The organism is Pseudomonas sp. S2_A02, from assembly GCF_054668495.1.
Map to the genome: position 1 here is coordinate 2,823,627 of NZ_CP162776.1, position 19,961 is coordinate 2,843,587.

Annotated in this window: 20 protein-coding genes, 1 other RNA gene and 1 pseudogene; 19 read left to right on the forward strand and 3 right to left on the reverse strand. The window is 57.1% G+C overall.

Features of this window, described 5'->3' with window-relative positions; translation table 11 throughout:
• The first annotated feature begins 2 nt into the window (after positions 1-2).
• The 12 genes from AB4O41_RS13030 (at position 3) to AB4O41_RS13085 (ending at position 10,779) form a co-directional block, all read left to right on the forward strand.
• A complete protein-coding gene (locus tag AB4O41_RS13030) occupies positions 3-827 on the forward strand; it encodes a (Fe-S)-binding protein (protein ID WP_460147989.1) in 825 nt (274 codons plus the stop codon).
• Positions 824-2,278, forward strand: coding sequence for a LutB/LldF family L-lactate oxidation iron-sulfur protein (locus AB4O41_RS13035; protein WP_460147990.1), 1,455 nt, complete (start codon positions 824-826; stop codon positions 2,276-2,278). The genes AB4O41_RS13030 and AB4O41_RS13035 overlap by 4 nt, the downstream gene beginning before the upstream one ends.
• Positions 2,278-2,949: a LutC/YkgG family protein gene (locus AB4O41_RS13040; protein ID WP_460147991.1), complete on the forward strand. Its 672-nt coding sequence runs from the start codon at positions 2,278-2,280 to the stop codon at positions 2,947-2,949. The genes AB4O41_RS13035 and AB4O41_RS13040 overlap by 1 nt, the downstream gene beginning before the upstream one ends.
• Positions 2,946-5,756: an FAD-binding and (Fe-S)-binding domain-containing protein gene (locus tag AB4O41_RS13045; protein ID WP_460147992.1), complete on the forward strand. Its 2,811-nt coding sequence runs from the start codon at positions 2,946-2,948 to the stop codon at positions 5,754-5,756. The genes AB4O41_RS13040 and AB4O41_RS13045 overlap by 4 nt, the downstream gene beginning before the upstream one ends.
• Positions 5,757-5,884: 128 nt before the next feature.
• Positions 5,885-6,166: a hypothetical protein gene (locus AB4O41_RS13050; RefSeq protein ID WP_460147993.1), complete on the forward strand. Its 282-nt coding sequence runs from the start codon at positions 5,885-5,887 to the stop codon at positions 6,164-6,166.
• Between the two features lie 306 nt (positions 6,167-6,472).
• Positions 6,473-6,748, forward strand: a complete 276-nt coding sequence (locus AB4O41_RS13055; protein WP_460147994.1) for a hypothetical protein — start codon at positions 6,473-6,475, stop codon at positions 6,746-6,748.
• Positions 6,749-6,864: 116 nt separating this feature from the next.
• Positions 6,865-7,258, forward strand: a transfer-messenger RNA (tmRNA) gene (gene ssrA, locus AB4O41_RS13060).
• Between the two features lie 226 nt (positions 7,259-7,484).
• Positions 7,485-8,210, forward strand: coding sequence for a zeta toxin family protein (locus tag AB4O41_RS13065; protein ID WP_460148337.1), 726 nt, complete (start codon positions 7,485-7,487; stop codon positions 8,208-8,210).
• Positions 8,207-8,374, forward strand: coding sequence for a hypothetical protein (locus AB4O41_RS13070; RefSeq protein ID WP_181150620.1), 168 nt, complete (start codon positions 8,207-8,209; stop codon positions 8,372-8,374). The genes AB4O41_RS13065 and AB4O41_RS13070 overlap by 4 nt, the downstream gene beginning before the upstream one ends.
• Positions 8,375-8,837: 463 nt before the next feature.
• Positions 8,838-9,206: a DUF6124 family protein gene (locus tag AB4O41_RS13075; RefSeq protein ID WP_460147995.1), complete on the forward strand. Its 369-nt coding sequence runs from the start codon at positions 8,838-8,840 to the stop codon at positions 9,204-9,206.
• 35 nt (positions 9,207-9,241) lie between these two features.
• On the forward strand, positions 9,242-9,499 hold the full coding sequence (locus AB4O41_RS13080) for a hypothetical protein (protein WP_367374104.1): 258 nt from the start codon (positions 9,242-9,244) through the stop codon (positions 9,497-9,499).
• Between the two features lie 239 nt (positions 9,500-9,738).
• A complete protein-coding gene (locus tag AB4O41_RS13085; RefSeq protein WP_460148338.1) occupies positions 9,739-10,779 on the forward strand; it encodes a DMT family transporter in 1,041 nt (346 codons plus the stop codon).
• Positions 10,780-10,842: 63 nt separating this feature from the next.
• Here AB4O41_RS13085 and AB4O41_RS13090 read toward each other — a convergent pair whose 3' ends face one another.
• The gene (locus AB4O41_RS13090; RefSeq protein WP_460147996.1) at positions 10,843-11,802 is read right to left on the reverse strand and encodes a GlxA family transcriptional regulator; all 960 of its coding nucleotides are present in this window, start codon (positions 11,800-11,802) and stop codon (positions 10,843-10,845) included.
• Positions 11,803-11,898: 96 nt separating this feature from the next.
• Between AB4O41_RS13090 and AB4O41_RS13095 the strand changes: the two genes are divergently transcribed.
• The 5 genes from AB4O41_RS13095 (at position 11,899) to AB4O41_RS13115 (ending at position 16,178) form a co-directional block, all read left to right on the forward strand.
• On the forward strand, positions 11,899-12,354 hold the full coding sequence (locus AB4O41_RS13095) for a tautomerase family protein (RefSeq protein WP_460148339.1): 456 nt from the start codon (positions 11,899-11,901) through the stop codon (positions 12,352-12,354).
• A gap of 149 nt (positions 12,355-12,503) precedes the next feature.
• Positions 12,504-12,902, forward strand: coding sequence for a DUF3224 domain-containing protein (locus tag AB4O41_RS13100; RefSeq protein ID WP_460147997.1), 399 nt, complete (start codon positions 12,504-12,506; stop codon positions 12,900-12,902).
• A gap of 137 nt (positions 12,903-13,039) precedes the next feature.
• Complete coding sequence (locus tag AB4O41_RS13105; protein WP_460147998.1) at positions 13,040-13,603, forward strand: histidine phosphatase family protein; 564 nt, start codon at positions 13,040-13,042, stop codon at positions 13,601-13,603.
• A 249-nt stretch (positions 13,604-13,852) separates the two neighbouring features.
• Positions 13,853-14,221: a DUF6124 family protein gene (locus AB4O41_RS13110; RefSeq protein ID WP_460147999.1), complete on the forward strand. Its 369-nt coding sequence runs from the start codon at positions 13,853-13,855 to the stop codon at positions 14,219-14,221.
• Positions 14,222-14,738: 517 nt separating this feature from the next.
• A complete protein-coding gene (locus AB4O41_RS13115; RefSeq protein ID WP_460148000.1) occupies positions 14,739-16,178 on the forward strand; it encodes an ArnT family glycosyltransferase in 1,440 nt (479 codons plus the stop codon).
• On the opposite strand, the gene AB4O41_RS13120 is transcribed toward AB4O41_RS13115, so the two are convergent.
• Positions 16,129-16,992, reverse strand: a complete 864-nt coding sequence (locus AB4O41_RS13120) for a phosphatase PAP2 family protein (RefSeq protein WP_460148001.1) — start codon at positions 16,990-16,992, stop codon at positions 16,129-16,131. The genes AB4O41_RS13115 and AB4O41_RS13120 overlap by 50 nt on opposite strands.
• A 34-nt stretch (positions 16,993-17,026) precedes the next feature.
• On the reverse strand, positions 17,027-17,698 hold the full coding sequence (gene pmrG, locus AB4O41_RS13125) for a lipopolysaccharide core heptose(II)-phosphate phosphatase PmrG (protein ID WP_460148002.1): 672 nt from the start codon (positions 17,696-17,698) through the stop codon (positions 17,027-17,029).
• Between the two features lie 396 nt (positions 17,699-18,094).
• Between pmrG and AB4O41_RS13130 the strand changes: the two are divergent.
• Both AB4O41_RS13130 and AB4O41_RS13135 read left to right on the forward strand, forming a co-directional pair.
• A pseudogene (locus tag AB4O41_RS13130) lies at positions 18,095-18,973 on the forward strand (methyl-accepting chemotaxis protein); the annotation flags it as partial.
• A gap of 201 nt (positions 18,974-19,174) precedes the next feature.
• Complete coding sequence (locus AB4O41_RS13135; RefSeq protein WP_460148340.1) at positions 19,175-19,879, forward strand: methyl-accepting chemotaxis protein; 705 nt, start codon at positions 19,175-19,177, stop codon at positions 19,877-19,879.
• Positions 19,880-19,961: the final 82 nt, after the last annotated feature.

The window sequence follows — 19,961 nt, forward strand, 5'->3', positions numbered from 1 at the left end:
TGATGAGCGAGCTTTTTTACAACGCTGTGCCAAACGCGACCCGCGTCGCCCCGCCACTGCCCGAGCCTCGGCAATACCCCAGCGAAAAACCGTCACGGGTCTATCTGTTCGGGACTTGCGTGGTGGATCTGTTTTACCCGGAAGCCGGGATGGACGCGATTCATCTGCTGGAACGCGAAGGCATTCGTGTCGAATACCCGCAAGGACAAAGCTGCTGCGGGCAACCGGCCTACACCTCGGGTTACACCGAACAAGCCCGGACCGTGGCGCGCTCGCAACTGACGCTGTTTGCCGGTGATTATCCGGTGGTGGTGCCGTCGGGGTCTTGCGCGGGCATGTTGCGCGAACACTACGCCGACTTGTTCAAGGACGAGCCGCAAACGCTGAAACAGGTCCAGGCCCTCGCGGCACGGACTTATGAGTTGGCCGAATTTCTGCTGTTTGTCTGCAAGGTGCAACTCAAGGACAGTGGCGAACCGGTAAAAGTGGCGTTGCACACGTCGTGCTCGGCACGTCGAGAAATGAACACCCACCTGCACGGCCGTGAGTTGTTGGCGCAGCTAAGCAATGTGGAGCGAGTCGACCACAGCCACGAAAGTGAATGCTGTGGCTTTGGTGGGACTTTCAGCGTCCGTATGCCAGATATTTCCGGCGCGATGGTAGCGGACAAGACCCGGGCGTTGAAGGAATCCGGCGCGCACAAAGTACTCAGTGCCGACTGCGGCTGCCTGATGAACATCAATGGCTCATTGGAGAAACAGCAGGAAGCGTTACGCGGTCAGCATCTGGCCAGTTTCCTGTGGCAGCGTACCGGAGGTGCCCGATGAGCACTTCCACGCTTATTCCTACGGTTGCCGTAGAAGAAGATTTTCGCGCCAGGGCTCACAAGGCTTTGGCTGACACGCAACTGCGAAACAACTTTCGCAGCGCGATGGATTCACTGATGAGCAAACGGGCAGCGTCCTTCAGCGATGCCCACGAAAGAGAACATTTGCGAGCACTGGGCAATGCTGTCCGCGCCCGTGCTTTATCCAAGTTGCCCGACCTGCTCGAGCAGCTTGAACAGAACCTGACCCGCAACGGTGTGACAGTGCACTGGGCGGAAACGGTGGACGAGGCCAATGGCATCGTCTTATCGATCATCCGCGCTCACGAGGCGCGGCAAGTGATCAAGGGCAAATCGATGGTCAGCGAAGAGATGGAGATGAACCATGTCCTCGCGGCTCAAGGCATTGAATGCCTGGAGTCGGACATGGGCGAATTCATCGTCCAGCTCGACCACGAGAAGCCTTCACACATCATTATGCCGGCGATCCACAAGAATGCCGGTCAGGTCGCGTCCTTGTTCCACGACAAACTTGGCGTGGAGTACACCAAGGACGTTGACCAACTCATTCAGATCGGTCGCAAAGTCTTGCGACAGAAATTCTTCGAAGCAGACATCGGCGTCTCCGGCGTCAACTTCGCCGTGGCCGAAACCGGCACCTTGCTGCTGGTGGAAAACGAAGGCAACGGGCGCATGTCGACCACCGTGCCGCCCGTACACATTGCCGTCACCGGCATCGAGAAAGTCGTCGAGAACCTGCGGGACGTTGTACCGCTGTTGTCGCTGCTGACCCGTTCGGCCCTCGGCCAACCGATCACCACCTACGTCAACATGATCTCCGGGCCGCGCAAGGAACATGAACTCGACGGCCCGCAGGAAGTGCACCTGGTATTGCTCGATAACGGTCGCAGCCAGGCGTTTGCCGACAGCGAATTGCGCCAGACTCTGAACTGCATCCGCTGCGGCGCCTGCATGAATCATTGCCCGGTCTACACCCGAATCGGCGGCCATGCCTATGGCGAGGTTTACCCTGGGCCTATCGGAAAAATCATCACCCCGCACATGGTCGGCCTGGCGAAAGTCCCCGACCACCCAAGCGCATCTTCGTTATGCGGCGCTTGCGGTGAAGTCTGCCCGGTAAAAATTCCGATCCCCGCCTTGCTGCGTCGCCTACGGGAAGAGAACGTCAAAGCCCCGGACAGCCCGCATCAAGTGATGCGCGGTCAGGGCAGCAAATACTCGCGCAAAGAACGGTTTATCTGGAACGCCTGGGCGAAGCTCAACAGTTCGCCAACGCTCTATCGCCTGTTCGGTTTCTTCGCCACCCGCCTGCGCGCGCTGACACCGAGCAACGTCGGCCCGTGGACCCAGAACCACAGCGCACCGAAACCTGCGGCTCGCTCACTGCATGACATGGCCCGCGAGCATCTGGCCAAACAGGGAGACCGCTGATGAGCGCCAAGCAAAATATCCTCGCCAAATTGCGCAACAGTCTGACGGGTACCACGCCGGTGCCTGACAACTTCGATGTCGAATTGGTGACAGAGCCCTACACCTACACGCCAGAGCAACGCATCCCGCAACTGCGCAAATTGATGGAAGCAGTGCACACCGAAATTCATCTGACATCCGGAGATGGCTGGCCCGAATTGCTGGCGCAACTGCTGCAGGATCGCCAGCTGCCGAGCCTGTTGATCGCGCCGACGACACCTCACGGTCTACGCATCACTCAGCATTGGGCGAAAAATCCTGGCCTGCCCGCGCTCAAAGCCTACAACCGTCCGGTTGAGGAATGGAAAGCCGAGCTGTTCAATGACACCCCGGCCAGCCTGACCACCACACTCGGCGCAATCGCCGCGACAGGTAGCCTGATTCTCTGGCCGACGCGGGAAGAACCGCGCCTGATGAGCCTCGTGCCGCCAGTGCATTTCGCCCTGCTCAAAGCCAGCGAAATTCGCGACAACTTCTATCAGGTGCAACAGGAATTCGAATGGGCCCAAGGCATGCCGACCAACGCCTTGCTGGTGTCCGGCCCGTCGAAGACGGCCGACATCGAGCAAGTACTGGCCTACGGCGCCCATGGCCCCAAAGATCTGGTTGTTCTGATTCTGGAGGACCAATGAGTCTACCGGCGGCTTTCCTGCGAGATGCGCAGCAACTGATTCCTCAGGCACGACGTTTCGACGATCCGCTGTCGACCTTGGCCTTCGGCACCGACGCCAGTTTCTACCGATTGATTCCGAAACTGGTGATCCGCGTCGAGTCCGAAGACGAAGTGGTGGCGCTGCTCAAACTGGCACAACGGGATAAAGTCCCGGTGACCTTCCGCGCCGCCGGCACCAGCCTGTCTGGCCAGGCCATCAGCGATTCAGTGCTGATCGTGCTGGGGGATAACTGGAACGGTCGCGAGATTCGCGGGCAAGGAACACAGATCCGCCTGCAACCGGGCGTGATCGGCGCCCAGGCAAACGCCTGGCTGGCACCGTTCGGACGCAAGATCGGCCCAGACCCAGCGTCGATCAACGCCTGCAAAATCGGCGGCATTGTCGCCAACAACGCCAGCGGCATGTGCTGCGGCACGGCGCAGAACACCTATCACACACTCGCAGGGATTCGTCTGGTGCTGGCCGATGGCAGCCGTCTCGATACCGAAGACGCCGCCAGTGTCGCAACCTTCCGTGAGAGCCACGCCGAGCTGCTGGAACGTCTGGCGACATTGGGCCGCGAGACCCGCGCCAATGCCGAACTGGCTGCGAAAATTCGCCACAAATATCGTCTGAAAAATACCACCGGGCTGTCACTCAATGCGCTGGTGGATTTCGACGAGCCTGTGGATATCTTGAGCCACTTGCTGGTGGGATCCGAAGGCACGCTCGGGTTCATCAGCGCGGTGACCTACGACACGGTGATCGACCACCCGAACAAGGCGTCGGCGCTGATCGTGTTCCCGGATGTAGAAACCTGCTGCAACGCCGTCACCGTGCTGAAAAGCCAACCGGTGTCGGCGGTGGAATTGCTGGACCGTCGCAGCCTGCGCTCGGTGCAGGACAAGCCCGGCATGCCGGCTTTCGTACAACAACTGTCGACCAATGCCTGCGCCCTGCTGATCGAATCCCGCGCAGCTTCTTCCACTTTGCTGCAGGAACAACTGGCGCAAATCATGGCGTCGCTGACTGGGTTCCCGGTGGAGAAGCAAGTCGACTTCACCGAGGACCCGGTGGAAAACGCCCGGCTCTGGGCGATCCGCAAGGACACCTTCCCCGCTGTCGGCGCGGTGCGCAAAACCGGCACCACGGTGATCATTGAAGACGTAACTTTCCCGGTGGAACAACTGGCCAGCGGGGTCAACCGCTTGATCGAGCTGTTCGACAAACATCACTACGACGAAGCGATCCTTTTCGGACACGCCCTCGAAGGCAATCTGCACTTCGTCTTCACCCAAGGCTTCAACAGTGCGGAAGAAGTCGCACGCTACCAGGCGTTCATGGACGACGTGGCGCAGTTGGTGGCCGTTGAATTCGGCGGTTCGCTGAAGGCCGAACACGGCACCGGTCGCAACATGGCGCCCTTCGTCGAACTGGAATGGGGCAGCGATGCCTACCAGTTGATGTGGCAGCTCAAACGCCTGCTCGACCCTAACGGCATTCTCAACCCGGACGTGGTACTCAGCGACGATCCGCAGATCCACCTCAAGCACCTGAAACCGTTGCCCGCCGCCGATGAGATTGTGGATAAGTGCATCGAGTGCGGCTTCTGCGAACCGGTATGCCCATCGAAAGGCCTGACGCTGAGCCCACGCCAACGCATCGTGATCTGGCGTGACATTCAAGCGAAGAAACGCGCTGGGACAGACACCGCCGAACTGGAAAAAGCCTACGAGTACCAGGGCATCGAAACGTGCGCCGCCACCGGCCTGTGTGCACAACGTTGCCCTGTAGGAATCAACACCGGTGAGCTGGTGAAAAAACTCCGCGGCCGGCAAGCAACGCATACGAAAACCGCCAACTGGATTGAAGGAAATTTCGCCTCCGCGTTGCAATGCGCGCGCCTCACCCTGCATGTCGCCAATGGTGCGCGGATGCTGTTGGGAGCGCCGCGTCTGGCGAAGCTGTCGGCATCGCTGACGCGGTTGTCCAAGGGGCAGGTTCCGCAATGGACCAACGCCATGCCACAGCCGGAAAGGGCTATTCGCTTCAGCCCGACCGTGTCGGACGAGCGGCCTCGGGTGGTGTACCTGGCGGCCTGCGTGTCGCGGGTGATGGGCCCGGCGGCGGGTGATAAAGAGCAAATGTCGCTGTACGAAAAAACCCGTGGTCTGCTGGAAAAAGCCGGTTACCAGGTAGTCTTTCCCGACAATCAGGACAACCTCTGCTGCGGTCAGCCATTCGCCTCCAAAGGCTACGCCGAACAGGCCGAACACAAGCGTCAGGAACTGATCGGCGCGCTGCTGCACGCCAGCCGTGGCGGCCTCGATCCAATCTACTGTGACACCAGCCCCTGCACCTTGCGGCTGGTTCAGGACTTGGGCGATGTGCGACTGGACCTGTACGACCCGGTGCGTTTCATCCGCACTCACTTGATGGATCGTCTCGATTTCACCCCTCAGGAAGCGCCGATCGCGGTGCATGTCACGTGCAGCACTCAGCATCTCGGCGAGAGCCAGGCGTTGATCGATCTGGCGCGCAAATGCAGCAAAAACGTGGTCATTCCGGAAGGCATTCACTGCTGCGGTTTTGCCGGTGACAAGGGCTTCACCACCCCAGAATTGAATGCTCACTCGTTACGCACGCTCAAGGGCGCGGTACAGCAATGCAGTGAGGGGATTTCCACCAGCCGCACCTGTGAGATCGGTCTGACGCAACATGGCGGAATTGACTACCACGGGCTGGTCTATCTGGTGGATCGGGTGACCCAGGCCAGGGCGATCTAAAGAAAAATAGAACCCTGATGTACTGCCGCAGTCCACTGATCAAGTCCCGCAGCGCGGGACCTTCCCCAAAGTTGACAGCCCGTTCTGGTGGCCAGCAATGGCTGGCCTCTCAGTTCAAGGAGATACCCATGAACCGCTCTGTGCTGTTAGGTCTGTTCGTTACTGCCTCAATGCTGGCGTCTCCCTCATTTGCCGCTGGCGATGATCTCTGTGCAACCAACCTGCAAGCCATCGCCAATGCCAAGACCCAGACCCTGGCGCCGGAAATGAGAACTCGCATCGAGGCCAGCGTCCAGCAAGCCAAGGCCTACCAGGCGCAAAACACCGAAGAAGGCACCAAAAAATGCATCTCCGAAACCACTCAAACCCTGCAGGAGATCCAGAACGCGGGCAAAGGCGATAAAACCTGATAACTACAGAAGGCCAACCTTCGGGTTGGCCTTCTGAGCCATGTAAAACCTAAGCTTGCGGAGTATCAGGCAGACTCACGACTGCTTCGCGGGCCGAACGCAGCCTCGCGAGCTCGGCAGCTGCAATAGATTGCATTTCGTCTTAACTGACTGGTATCAGGCGTTTCTTGTCGCTTTTTCGCACCCGCCTCCCGGAAAAATCTTTCACCCTAACGCCCGTAAAAACAGAACCCTTGCACGCCATCACAGTCCATTTGTTAAGCCCCAATCAGCGTGGCCCAATCCCCCCCGTTCCAGGAGATACCCATGAAGCGTTCCGCCCTGGCTGGACTGCTCATCGCTGCAACAATGCTGGCCTCCTCCGCATACGCCTCAAACGATAGCGATCAATGCGTAATGAAGCTCAATGAAGTCAACAGCAAGCTGTCCAGCGCCGCTACGCTGGACGCCGCCACCAAAGGTGTCGTCATCACCAAAGCCGAACAAGCCAAGGCCGCCCACGCTGCCAACAACGACAAAGAGTGTGTCTCCCTGACGCAGCAGGCGCTTCAAGACATTCAAAGCCATATGAACGGCCAATAAGGTGGGGCCAGAACCCATCCGGCGTTGGCTCTGATACGCCGACACGGACAGGAGGTCGACTCACCGCGCGCATTGGCGTACACTGCGCTTGCCTGCTGGTTACACACAGTAGGTTCGGGGCCGTTTAGGATTCGACGCCGGTTGCGAAACTTTAGGTGCATGCCGAGTTGGTAACAGAACTCGTAAATCCACTGTTGCAACTTTCTATAGTTGCCAATGACGAAACCTACGGGGAATACGCTCTCGCTGCGTAAGCAGCCTTAGCCCTTCCCTCCTGGTACCTTCGGGTCCAGCAATCATCAGGGGATGTCTGTAAACCCAAAGTGATTGTCATATAGAACAGAATCGCCGTGCAGTACGTTGTGGACGAAGCGGCTAAAACTTACACAACTCGCCCAAAGCACCCTGCCCGTCGGGTCGCTGAGGGTTAACTTAATAGACACGGCTACGCATGTAGTACCGACAGCGGAGTACTGGCGGACGGGGGTTCAAATCCCCCCGGCTCCACCAATCGAAGCTAACAAAGCCCGCCAAGTGCGGGCTTTGTTGCATCTGGGGTTTGGTAATCGATGGCTCACACATTCCCCTTTGCGGGCTCCTTTGCTTTTGAATGTGCTGAACGGTTCTTGAAATGATGCTTTGTAATCAGTAGGTCCCTGGGTCGACTCCGGGGCCGGTACGAAACCGACAAAGGAGTTTACTTGTGGCGAATGAGGTAACCCCAGCAAGGCAAGTAATGACACCCGAAGAGCTAGAGACTTCGGCTAAAGCAGTCAGCTTCGCTCGCGCACACAAGAAAGCAATCGCCAAGCGCCGGACTGACAAAACCATTTATCCGCCAGAGGAAGCTCCCGTGTCAGTGTTTATGGCCGGCTCCCCAGGGGCAGGTAAAACTGAAGCCTCAATCGCGCTTGTGAACCTTTTCGCTGACACGAAGAATCTAAGGATTGATCCAGACGAGCTTCGAAACGAATTTTCTGAATACTCGGGTAGAAACTCTTGGCTTTTTCAGGGTGGTGTTTCGATCCTGGTTGAAAAAATTCTCGACTTTGCTATCGATCAGAGACAGTCTTTTCTTCTCGACGGGACATTCTCCAACATCGATGTAGCCAGAAGAAATGTCGAACGGTCCTTGAAAAAAGGCAGATTTGTACAAATCTTGTACGTCTATCAGAACCCTCATCTTGCATGGGGCTTTGTCAAAGCTCGAGAGGAGGCAGAGGGTAGAAGGATTCGCAAGGAGCATTTCATCGATCAGTATTTCGCGGCGCGTGACGTTGTGAATGCACTTAAGCTAGAGTACGGCGGCGATGTCCACGTGGATCTACTGCTCAAGCATATCGACAACTCGGGACGACTTTACAAAGCTGGTGTCGATAAAATTGACTACCATATACCTGAGCGCCACACGCGGGCCGATCTAGAGGCCGAGCTCAGGTTACCATCAGGAGCGCATTCATGATTTCGATTAAGCTAGGCTTAACCAAGGGCGCTAAAAGCCCATTTGCCGACTTTATTCGTAACGCGAAGTCGGAGCAAAAAAAGCGCGTTTACAGTGAGGTTCTGACCGAGGCGACCAAGCAACAAAACCTCGTGATGATGCAGGCCGAGGCGAAGCAAGCCTGATAGACCTGTATAGAATCAAAGAGAAGCCCGGCCAGATGCCGGGCTTTTTAGTTACCGTATACGCTCGACATCCCCTTTCAGGGCCATCTTCATTGCGGCGGGACTCACGGCACATCCTTGAAAAAGACGGGGGTGCCCAAGCTCCAGCGTCGGCTTGGTCTTCAAGGCCCATGTTGGTGGCTTCACCATGGTGGCCGCATAGCGAAGGGACGGCCGGACGGTAAAGCACGGTACTCACTTCGGTATCGCTCAATAACGCCTGCGTCCGCCTCTCTCGATTTGCCTTCCCAACCTAGACCTTAATGCAGATTTACGTCCTAGGAAATTTCCCTCAAGTTGTGGCGAACTCCATGAACTGGCAAGTAACAATCCAAGAAGATAACCTTCCATCTTCGCTGCAACCCGGCGGACGGTTTTGACAGACCGAAAAGCGTAGGAATCCCTAACCTTTCGGAGTTCCTCCATGAAAAAGACCAACCCACCTGAAGACCCAACCCTTTCAGAGTCGGAAGACCTCGACCTGACCCAACTCTCCCAAGCCACCCAACGCGCCGTCAGCGCCCGCTTGCGCGACCCGAAACAGCCCGATCCCGTGAGCCATGTGTTCACCATCCTCCCCGAAGTCGACACGCCCACCCTGCTCGCTCACGCCAGTGAAACCCTGGCCTCCATGAACGTCATGACCACCGACCTGGCCGACCAGCTCGAAGGCTCGCATCGCAACGTGGCATTGGCGATTCAGCAACTGGCCGTGCTGGCCGAGATGTTGATCAATCGAGCGCTGGATAACCTCGATTCGCCCACACCGATGGTCACGCCCGTCTGCCACTGAGTGATCACGCTCGTTGATCGAATGGAGGTTTTGTCATGGATCGATACATGCCGGTCACCGGTATCGACTGCACCATTGCGTCGCTGCTGATCGACACCGAAGCACCGCTGGATGTGCTGCATGAAACGGCGGCTTACCGCATCCGCACCGCGACTCAATTGCTGGAGAGCTTTGCCGTAAGCGAAGGTGTTCACAGTGAGCTGGCGCGGGTGCTGGTGACTTCTTTGCGTGATGGTTGCGATTTGCTGGATGTAGTTGGGCGGCGATTGCAGATGCAGGTTTCAGCGTCTTAACGAATCCGGCATAGAAAATCGTTGCCGCGCCTCAACGCAAAAAAGGCACCTGACGAGCCTATCGCAGGTGCCTTTTTTGTGGATTCGGAGCGGGTAGAGAGGCTGCGAATGCCCCCCGCGCGCTCAGGTATTCTTCAGGGACCCCGCCAGTTTTTCAGCGCACCCGCTACGATTCGATGCACTATCCATGCGTGACGGGTATCGTGTTTCTCAACAATGCCCTTGCTACGGAACAGATGATGAACAAAAGCGTTTTATACGCCTTGGGTGCTGCAGCCCTCTTTGGTGCCAGCACACCGCTTGCCAAGGTCCTGGGGCTGAACGTCTCCCCAGTCTTGCTCGCCGGTTTGCTTTACCTGGGAAGCGGCTTGGGTCTCACAATCACCAGGCTGATTCGTGATCGCGGTTGGCAGCCTGTCGGTTTAACAATATCCGAATGGCCATGGCTCATCGGCGCTATCGCGTTCGGCGGAGTGCTGGGGCCGGTGTCTTTAATGTTCGGCCTTACCCTTACATCGGGTACCACTGCTTCGCTGTTGCTAAATCTTGAAGCGGTGTTGACTGCCCTGCTTGCCTGGATGGTTTTCAAGGAGAACGCCGACCGGCGGATCGTCGTGGGAATGATCGCAATAGTGGCGGGGGGCATGCTCTTGGGTTGGCCTCAAACTTCCGCACAGATTCATGGTTGGGTTGGCCCGGTCGCAGTGGCGATTGCATGTTTTTGTTGGGCCATCGATAACAACCTGACCCGGAAGGTTTCCGCATCGGATGCATTGTTCATCGCAGGCATCAAAGGATTGGTCGCCGGGGTCGTCAACTGTGTTTTAGGGATTGCTCTTGGAATGCATCTCCCTGAATTGTCTCTGCTAGGGCCAACGCTACTCGTAGGCTTTTTAGGCTACGGCGTTAGCCTGGTGCTATTCGTTTTGGCTTTGCGGGGGCTTGGAACAGCACGCACAGGTGCATACTTCTCTACTGCACCGTTCTTGGGGGCCGCCATTTCAATCCTGTTTTTAGGCGAAGCAGTGACGTGGGTGTTTTGGATTGCTGCAGGCCTGATGGGGCTTGGCGTCTGGATACACCTTACCGAGAGCCATTCTCACGAACACAAACACGATCCGCAAACACATGATCATCCGCATATTCACGATGAGCACCATCAACATGAACATGCGTTTGAGTGGGACGGCACTCAACCTCATAGCCATTTACACGACCACGCTCCCATCCAACACAGTCATCCGCACTTTCCCGATATCCATCACAGGCACTCACACTGAGCGACTGAGATGGACGGCAGTGTGCCGCGGATAATTGAATTGAAAAAAACATCGTCGCAGCAGTTAACGTAATTGCCGTGGTGTTGTGTTCAGCATTTTTTTCATCAGTCGCCGCAGGGATGTGGCATCTCTGTATCCAACGTGTTCGGCAATGGTGTCGATGGAGTATTTACTGTTAGCCAGCAGCTCCCGGGCTTTATTGACCTGGACTCGCTGGATCAGCCCCAACGGGCTATAACCGATGGCCTTGTGGATGTGTCGAGACAAGGTCCGCTCTGACAGGCCAAAGTCGGATGCGAGTGTGCTGACGCTGATAGTCGCCGGTAGCGAGGCCTCAATATGAGCCGTCAATTGTGCGATCAATTCGTTCCCCTGAGCCATCATTGCCGGAACCATAAAGGGCGATTGCATTTGCCGACCATCTATCAGTAACGCCCGTGCAACGGCATCAGCCAAAGCTGGGGAGAAACGGCTTCGCAGAAGATGCAACATCAGATCGCTATGACCTAGCGCTGCACCCGCGGTAATCAACGGCTGGTCGAGGATTACCATGCGGTCGGCATCTACCTGGCACTCGGGCGCCCACTTCTGGAGTAAGGGTGCCAACCACCAAGAAGTGGTTACACAGCGCCCAGCGAGCAGGTTCGCAGCCTGCAGCACGAATACTGCAGAACATGATGCGGCTACGTTACCCCCGGCCAGCACATGCGCGCGTAATGCCGGAACCAGCAGAGCAATATCCGCCTGTTGTAATCGGTGCTCGATCATAAGGGCGTCAGCCACGCCCATGCCGGGGATGATCCAGCAAGAGCGATCATCGGGCCTGATAGCCAAGGGCTGAACTGCAATTTGCATCCCGTGGCCGAGCGTCACGCAATCCGTGTTCACCCCGCAGACTTGCCAGCGAGGTACAGCAGTACCCAGTCGCCGGGCAAGTACGGCCGCCGTCGAAAGGATATCCAGAGTCAGTGCGACACTGGAGGCAAAGGCGTCATGAGTTACCAGAATCGTGAAGTCATTCATTGGCTGATTGTGCACGAAAGATGTCGAATCGGTCGCTGGTCGCAGTATTCCAGGGCTGGCTTAATAACGCTTCCATTTCATCGAGCGTTAACCTTTATGCCAAATATCCTGATCAAGGTGCCTCAAGGTTCTTTTACTTCCGAACAACAGGCACTGCTTTGCGAAGAGATTACGAAAGTGGCCATTGAGGTCGAGCAAATCGGCGACGATCCACGTCAACGGGGCGTGTGCTGGACTCTCATTGACGAAGTGGCTCCTGGCTCCTGGACATGCGGCGCAGTGGATATCAGCGCTCAAGCCATCCCCTGCATCGTGCAGGTTAAGGTTCCCGGCGGTGTGCTGAATGAGGCCATGCGAGGCGACTATGTACAGCGTTTGCATCAAGCGGTAAGCCGGTCGCGAGCAGCGGACGACCAGCGGATCATCATGACTTCGATCATCCTTGAGGAAGTCAAAGACGGCTTCTGGGCAGCCAACGGAGCGATTTGGCATTTGGCCGATTTCATTCAAGCGGCTGGGTACCGACACCTGCAAGGGCAGGCGGAGCAGTAAGGAAAGGTCGACGTGCCTGCGACGCAGCGGGCGATTGATATTAGCGAGCTACTGCCACATAGGTGGCAACTGGTATTGTTAGGCAAGACAAGATGCCCGCCGCATCAAACCACCACATTCCATTACTACGACAAAAGAGCTAAAACCCTATGAAAACGACTGTCAGTTGCACATTTCAGATAACTGGCTGGGACGAGACGCCATCTCAAGTACTTGAAGACGCTCCAAAACTCTCACACGCCAAAGTCACGCAGTCATATGCCGGCGCCATCGAGGGAACAAGTAGCGTCGAATACCTGATGTCTTATTGCGCTGACGGCACAGCTTGTTTTGTTGGGTTTGAGCGGATTTGTGGTGTGGTGGCAGGTAAGAGCGGAACATTTGTTGTCCAGCATTCGGGATCATTTTCGGAGGGTAAGGCGCGCAGCACCTGGAATGTCGTGGAGGGTGCCGGCACGGGTGAGCTGGTAAATCTTAGCGGGAATGGTAGTTACGTTGCTGGCCATGGCGAGCCGGCACAAGTGTCATTTGAATACTCGTTTGACTGACAGCCAAGGTGTGTTGGGCGAACGCTTACTGTATTGGTTGACCTCATTGTGCGAAGGTTTTTTATTCAGGCCTCTTCAAATACCCGCAAGCGTGCATCCCTTGCACTCGCGGGGCCGCAGACAAGGACGTAATTACAATGGAAAGGGAAATTATCTTAATGCGTCATGGCCAGCCGAATCTGGCTATGATCGACAAGATTTCATCACTCGATATGAAACACTGGATCGAACAATACGACCTGTCCGAAATCATCAACCAGCTCGCCCCTGAAGCGAGTGTGGAGGTGGCCGCTACCGCCAAAGTGATCGTGTCGAGTACTGCGCCTCGGGCGTTGACATCCGTTCGGGCGCTGGGCCTTCAGCCCAGCCTTGTAGACGAGATCTTCTGCGAGGCGCAGTTGCCCTATGGGCGATGGACACGGCCGCGCCTTTCACCGTTTACGTGGGCATTTATTCTTCGAATCCTATGGTTGTGCGGCTTCTCAGGAACGGTCGAGTCTGCCCGCAAGGCTAAAATGCGGGCCAATACGGCCGCTCAACAACTTCAATCGCTTGCCAGCGAAGGGCCAGTGCTCCTGCTCGGTCATGGATTCATGAATCGAATGATCGCCAAGCGGTTGGAGGCTGCCGGATGGACTCGCCATAAAAGCAATGGCAACCGGTATTGGAGCGCGACGGCCTATCGGATGAATCAGGGTTAAGGCACGGCGATAGCCCTGCCTCGAAGGGTGATGGTCGCTCCGGGTCATGCGGGCTTACGTAGCTAAAAAGAGTTTCTCTGACAGATTAGAGCCACGTCATCCTGGGAAATTTCCCGCAACCCGTAGCGACTCCCATGAACTGGCGAACAAGGTTTCCGGACGATAGTCTTCACGCTTCGCTGCAAACCCTGCGGACGGTTTTCACAAGCCGAAACAGCGTAAGGATCCCTAACCCCATGGAACGCCCTTATGAAAAAAATCATCCTGCATCTAGTTGAAAAGCCGGCCACTTCAGAGCCTGAAACCCTCGACCCAACCCAACTTCCCCAAGCCACTGAACGCGCCGTCAGCGCCCGCCGGCGCAACCTGAACAGAAACATCTTCAGCGTCCGCCCCGACGTCGATACGACCACCCTGCTCGCTCATGCCAGCGAAACCCTGGCGTCGCTCAACGTCATGACTTTGGACTTTGCCAATCAACTCGAAGGCTCGCAGCACAATGTGGCGCTGGCTCTTCATCAGTTGACGGTATTGACCGAACTTTTGGTCAACCGAGCGAAGGATAACCTTGATCCGAACGGGTCGGTGACCACAGCCAAACCTCCCGTCTTTCACTAAGTGATCGCGCTCGTTGATCGAAGGGAGGTTTTGTCACGGATCGATGCATGCGACGGTCACAGACACAGGTTTCGGCGTAGAAAAGCAAAATGGGCGGCCTCATTGAGGTTGCCCATTATTACGACTGCTACCGCGTGTACTTCGGTTTCACACTTACCTCGCAAAGCAATGATTTTTTCAGCGCCTCTTCGGCAGTGAGCAACACGGAGAAGCCTTCCATCCACATGAATTTTTCTTCACCCCACCGCCTCTCTCTAACCTGTACATTCCTCTCGCTCATTCAAGAAACTACGGTTTGCCCGCCTCCCGCGGGCTTTTTTTTGTCTGTCGTTTTGTTAGCGGTCATTTCAAGTGACCGGCGCACGGGCACAGGTACTTCAGCGGTACAAATATGAATTCTGCCCCCCACGCTGCTCCGAACACCACGCCCGATAACAACGCGAGGCTGTTCACCCTTCGTTAAGCATCCCCTCGATATGCTCACGCTTCCCGGTCCCTGCTCAGTAGCCAGAAGCTCATGTCACGTCCCGCCTCTTCACTGTTTCTGCTTGCCGCTCTGTTGTTTTTCTTCGCGTTGGGCAATCACCAGTTACAAGGTTCCACGGAGGCCCGGGTTGCCGGGATTGCCATGCAGATGCACCTGGATAACGACTGGGTGACACCTCGTTTGTTCGGCGAACCGTTTCTTGAAAAGCCGCCCTTGAGTTTGTGGCTCGATACCGGGGCGATTCGCGCATTTGGCGGTACGCCATGGGCGGTGCGGCTGGCGTCGGCGTTTGCCGGGCTGGTCAGCGTGATGCTGTTGTACGCGATGCTGCGGCGGTTCGGCCGGCCCGAGGCAGTTGCCTGGATGGCGGGAATGCTGCTGGCGACCATGGCCAGTTACTGGAGTAACGTGCGCGGCGTTGGTGAAGATGCGTTGCTGGCGCTTGGTGTGACCATGGTGTTGCTAGGTTTTTTTCAGGGTCAGCGACATTCAAGCAACGGCAACGCGTTACTGTTTGCTTCAGGAATCGCCATCGCGACCTTGAGCAAAGGCATATTGGGGCTGGCGATGCCGGGAGTGGTGATCTTCGCGTATTTACTGGCTGAAACCTTGATCGACAAGCGCCTGAAGCCCTCGGACTGGCTGCGCCCCGGCGTGTTGACTCTGTTGGGATTGGTGCCGCTGATGATCTGGCTCGCGATGCTGTATCAGCGCGGAGGGGCGAATGCCGTGGAGGAAGTGTTGCTGACCAACAGCGTCGGGCGCTTCAGCGGTTCCTTCGTCGAGGCCGGGCATTACGAACCGGTCTACTACTACCTGGCCAAGCTGCCGGAGGCCTTCCTGCCCTGGAATATTCTGGTGTATCTGGGGCTGTGGCATTTTCGCAAAAGTTTGATGGCCAATCGTTACGTGTTGTTCTTCACGGTGTGGCTGCTGGCGCAGTTCGTCATGCTGACCCTGGCGTCGAGCAAGCGCATGGTGTACCTGATGTCCATGACGCCTGCTGCGGCGGTGATGGCTGCTGAATATGCGAGTGTGCTGTTCGAACGATTCAAAGCCCATATCGAAGCCCCGACTTGGCTGGGGCTCATTGCCCGACACCGTCATGGTGTTGCCGTAGGCGTACTTTTCGTAGTGATCTGCGGTTACCTCGCCGCAGCTCAATGGGTATTGCCTAAGGCTGATCGCAAATTGTCCTTCCTGCCACTGACGGAACAGATTCAGATGTTGCAGGCCCGCGGGCAACAGGTCGCCTTGTTTCAGGCCAACGAACGGGTGGGCGGCGCCAGCGTGTTCTACACCCGGCGCGTGCTCAAAGGACTGGACACCGAGGCGCAACTCCATGAGTTTCTGCGTGCTTCACCTTCCAATGTCGCGCTCATGGCCGGGGCACATGAGCCCGCCGCACCCTTGAAGGTGCTCAAGACCATGAAGGTGGGACGTCAGGCTTACTACTTTGTAAACCTGTAAACGGCTCAACGACTGGTAGCGCGGTCTTTTGCAGCACGGGTAGCTCCAGCCGCGCCCGTCCATAGAACGCCAACGCCGTCAGCAAACATGCCAGCCACACGAAGATTCCGGCCCAGAAGGTGTGGGACATGTAGTGCCACCCCTGTAGAACCCGCGTTGTGCCATAGACGAAACCGAGCAGCAGCGAGCCATACATCAGCGCTTTGGCATACCGCCAGCGATAGCGGCGCGCCACGAAGTACAGCGCGAGCATGGTGAAGCCGCCCGACGCATGTCCACCCGGCCAGCAGCGACCGTCGCCAGCAACTTTCAGCAGATCGAAATTCTGGTACCACTCCTTGTGTTCGATTTTCCCGGCGTACTGAGTCGTCTCGACCGGGCAATACACACTGGTGTGGCCCTTGAGGTAGTGGATAACGCCAGTGCTGATGGAAAAGGCGAACACCACGTAGAGGAAGTCTCGACGGTGTTTACTGGCGAATCGAAGTACCGGCGCGATTTTGATTCTTTCCAGGAACGCGATGATCTTCGAATGTTTTTCAGCCTTCAGTCGCGGCCAGAGAAACGACAGCAAAGCGCCGATCATGGCAACCTCGCCGGTCCAGTCCGGGATAATCCGCGCCCATTTATGGGTGATCTTCTCGAACAGATGGACATGGTCCAACGGAAATACCCGGGCGGCCGGATCATAAAAAAGATCGCTGAAGGCGATGTCGATTTGGGTCATGTCAAACAGTAGGAAAACCACGACCGCGCAGGCCAGCGGAATACCGAAGTTCGCCCAATAAAAGCGGTAACGGGAAGCAGTCAGCATCGTACGTTCTGATCCAGAGGAGTGATGAAGAAACTCATTCGGTAGTCACCGAGTGCCAATCAGAGGCTTCGATGAAACCGAGCATGCGCGGTGCCCCAGGCTTTTCAGCGGAGATAAACAGAGAGGCGCCGTAGCCGAGGGTGGCGGTCGGTAACTTGAGGTCTTGTTCCAGTTGCGACATGCATTCGCTATGGGTCACCAGGATCAGGTTGCGTCCGGCCACCTTGTGCGCCAAGGCATCTCTCAGCATGCTGCCTCTGCAGTGGACCAACCAGTCTTCGCCGACGCTGACCTTGTTGAACATGTAACCGGCCGTTTGCGCCGTGCGCATCACCGGGCTGTTGTAGATGTCGGCCCGATCCAGGCCCAAATGCTCGAACTGCGCGCCGACACGCACTGCCACGCTACGCGAGCGATCCGTAATGCCATCGTTGCCGATCAGACAGGCCGCGGTGGAGTGATCGCAGCGCTCGACGTGACGGACCAGCACGATCATGTCGCCCTTGGCCCAACCGGCCGTCAACGCTCGGGCCCCCATTACATTGCCATGGGCCAAGTCCGGCACAGCAGCGGGCCGCAACAGCCAAACCGTCAACGGAATAACCAACAAGGCAGACACTAGCACGACTGCGGCGTTTCGATACCGGGCCAAACGGCTCACATCAATCGAGCGTTTTATCCCGAACAGACTCAGTCTCAATTCCACATCAAGCCTCCTCGCCGGCATGCACCCATTGTCATTCGATGCCGCGAGGGTAAAGAGGCGCGCGTCGGCAGCTGGTGAAACCCATGTGAAAAAAAGCTTAAGACCCGCCAAAAAAATCTTGTTACAGAATCCGTCCAGCAAAATCCTTTCAGCTCTCGGCATTACTGCCGATACAGACCTGCTACCCCTTGCTGGCTCTTAAAACAACAATCTTCCAGCCAACCGACGATCAAGAAACACAACGTTCCTGGAGGAATATTGATGAATAACTGGTTCGGTAATATCAGCGTGAACCTGAAACTGGGCCTGGGATTCGGCCTGGTCCTGGCACTGACCTGCGTCCTCGCTCTGACCGGCTGGACAAGCCTGGGCGGGTTGATTGACCGCAGCAACTGGATGAGCGATATCACTCAGCTAAACGCTGGCCTGACCAAGCTGCGCGTGGTTCGCCTGCAATACATGCTGACCAACGGCGATGAAACTGCCGCACAGAATGTGCAGACCACCCTCGACAGTTTCGTCGCTCAGCAACAAGCGTTGCTGTCGAGTTTCAAGAGCCCGGAAAACCTCAAGCTGCTCAAAGAGCAGAGCGCAACCATCAGCGCTTACCAGATATCCCTGAACAAAATGCGCAGCGCCTACCGCACCGGTAACAGCGCCCGCGACGCCATGGGCGCCAATGCTGAAACCGCCAGCAAGTTGATCGACGCGATCAGCACCCGCGTGCAGCAAATGCCCCTGAGCGACCAACGCTTCGAACAGTTCCAGGCCATCACCGCGGCCAAGGAAGCGTTCATCCTGGCTCGCTACGAAGTGCGTGGCTACACCGCCAGCACCAACGCCGAGACCGAGCAAAAAGCCGTCGGCCAACTGGACACGGCCATCGACAGCCTGAAACAGCTCAACGTGCTTTTTGCAGAAACTCAGCAAGATGCTCTGCGTCAGCTGGAAACCGCGCTGAGCAACTACCGCAGCGCCTTGCAAGCGTATAAAGCCGCCAATACCGATGCGGTGCAGGCGCGCAAGGAAATGACCGAACAAGGCGCGACCATCGTGACCCTGAGCGATCAGCTGTATCAGATCCAACTTGACCGTCGTGACGTCGAAAGCGCCCAGGCCCGCACACTGCAACTGATCAGCACGTTGCTGGCGTTGCTGGTGGGCATCATCGCCGCCGTGATTATCACCCGTCAGATCACCGGCCCGTTACGCGACACCCTGGCCGTGGTCGAGCGCATCGCCAGTGGCGACTTGTCCCAGGACGTCAAAGTGACCCGCCGCGACGAACTCGGCGTGTTGCAACAAGGCATCGCGCGCATGGGTGTGACCCTGCGCGATTTGATCAGCGGTATCCGTGATGGCGTCACCCAGATCGCCAGCGCCGCCGAAGAACTGTCGGCGGTGACCGAGCAAACCAGCGCCGGGGTCAACAGCCAGAAGATCGAGACCGATCAGGTGGCCACTGCCATGCACGAGATGACTGCCACGGTGCAGGAAGTCGCGCGCAACGCTGAAGAAGCGTCCCAGGCCGCAGCCGCCGCTGACGGCGAAGCACGCGAAGGCGATAAAGTGGTCAACGAAGCCATCGCCCAGATCGAGCGCCTGGCCAGCGAAGTGGCGCGCTCCACCGAGGCCATGAGCGTGTTGCAGAAGGAAAGCGACAAGATCGGCAGCGTCATGGATGTGATCAAAGCCGTGGCCGAGCAGACCAACTTGCTGGCCCTCAACGCCGCCATCGAAGCAGCCCGTGCCGGTGAAGCCGGTCGTGGTTTTGCCGTGGTGGCCGACGAAGTTCGCGGCCTGGCCCAGCGCACGCAGAAATCCACCGAAGAAATCGAAGGCCTGGTAGCTGGTCTGCAGAACGGCACCCAACAAGTGTCGGCCGTGATGAACAACAGCCGCGCCCTGACCGACAGCAGTGTCGCGCTGACCCGCAAGGCCGGCGTGTCACTGGAAAACATCACCCGCACGGTGTCGAACATCCAGTCGATGAACCAGCAGATCGCTGCCGCCGCCGAGCAACAAAGTGCCGTGGCCGAAGAGATCAGCCGCAGCATCATCAACGTACGCGACGTGTCCGAACAGACCGCTGCCGCCAGCGACGAAACCGCTGCGTCCAGCGTTGAGCTGGCGCGGTTGGGCAATCAGTTGCAGATGATGGTGAGTCACTTCCGGGTTTGACGTTAAGTCGACGCTGAATGACAGATCCATTCGCGGGCAAGCCTCGCTCCTACAGGTTACTCACTCAACCTGTAGGAGCGAG

Excerpts from the sequence above, each read along its gene's own strand:
- AB4O41_RS13110 (WP_460147999.1), top strand. The coding sequence starts at position 13,853 with ATGAAAAAAATCATCCTGCATCTAGTTGAAAAGCCGGCCACTTCAGAG.
- AB4O41_RS13030 (WP_460147989.1), top strand. The coding sequence starts at position 3 with ATGAGCGAGCTTTTTTACAACGCTGTGCCAAACGCGACCCGCGTCGCC.
- AB4O41_RS13100 (WP_460147997.1), top strand. The coding sequence starts at position 12,504 with ATGAAAACGACTGTCAGTTGCACATTTCAGATAACTGGCTGGGACGAG.
- AB4O41_RS13050 (WP_460147993.1), top strand. The coding sequence starts at position 5,885 with ATGAACCGCTCTGTGCTGTTAGGTCTGTTCGTTACTGCCTCAATGCTG.
- AB4O41_RS13085 (WP_460148338.1), top strand. The coding sequence starts at position 9,739 with ATGAACAAAAGCGTTTTATACGCCTTGGGTGCTGCAGCCCTCTTTGGT.
- AB4O41_RS13090 (WP_460147996.1), bottom strand. The coding sequence starts at position 11,802 with ATGAATGACTTCACGATTCTGGTAACTCATGACGCCTTTGCCTCCAGT.
- AB4O41_RS13080 (WP_367374104.1), top strand. The coding sequence starts at position 9,242 with ATGGATCGATACATGCCGGTCACCGGTATCGACTGCACCATTGCGTCG.
- AB4O41_RS13065 (WP_460148337.1), top strand. The coding sequence starts at position 7,485 with ATGACACCCGAAGAGCTAGAGACTTCGGCTAAAGCAGTCAGCTTCGCT.
- AB4O41_RS13070 (WP_181150620.1), top strand. The coding sequence starts at position 8,207 with ATGATTTCGATTAAGCTAGGCTTAACCAAGGGCGCTAAAAGCCCATTT.
- AB4O41_RS13105 (WP_460147998.1), top strand. The coding sequence starts at position 13,040 with ATGGAAAGGGAAATTATCTTAATGCGTCATGGCCAGCCGAATCTGGCT.
- AB4O41_RS13035 (WP_460147990.1), top strand. The coding sequence starts at position 824 with ATGAGCACTTCCACGCTTATTCCTACGGTTGCCGTAGAAGAAGATTTT.
- AB4O41_RS13095 (WP_460148339.1), top strand. The coding sequence starts at position 11,899 with ATGCCAAATATCCTGATCAAGGTGCCTCAAGGTTCTTTTACTTCCGAA.
- AB4O41_RS13045 (WP_460147992.1), top strand. The coding sequence starts at position 2,946 with ATGAGTCTACCGGCGGCTTTCCTGCGAGATGCGCAGCAACTGATTCCT.
- AB4O41_RS13055 (WP_460147994.1), top strand. The coding sequence starts at position 6,473 with ATGAAGCGTTCCGCCCTGGCTGGACTGCTCATCGCTGCAACAATGCTG.
- AB4O41_RS13040 (WP_460147991.1), top strand. The coding sequence starts at position 2,278 with ATGAGCGCCAAGCAAAATATCCTCGCCAAATTGCGCAACAGTCTGACG.
- AB4O41_RS13135 (WP_460148340.1), top strand. The coding sequence starts at position 19,175 with ATGACTGCCACGGTGCAGGAAGTCGCGCGCAACGCTGAAGAAGCGTCC.
- AB4O41_RS13120 (WP_460148001.1), bottom strand. The coding sequence starts at position 16,992 with ATGCTGACTGCTTCCCGTTACCGCTTTTATTGGGCGAACTTCGGTATT.
- AB4O41_RS13075 (WP_460147995.1), top strand. The coding sequence starts at position 8,838 with ATGAAAAAGACCAACCCACCTGAAGACCCAACCCTTTCAGAGTCGGAA.
- AB4O41_RS13115 (WP_460148000.1), top strand. The coding sequence starts at position 14,739 with ATGTCACGTCCCGCCTCTTCACTGTTTCTGCTTGCCGCTCTGTTGTTT.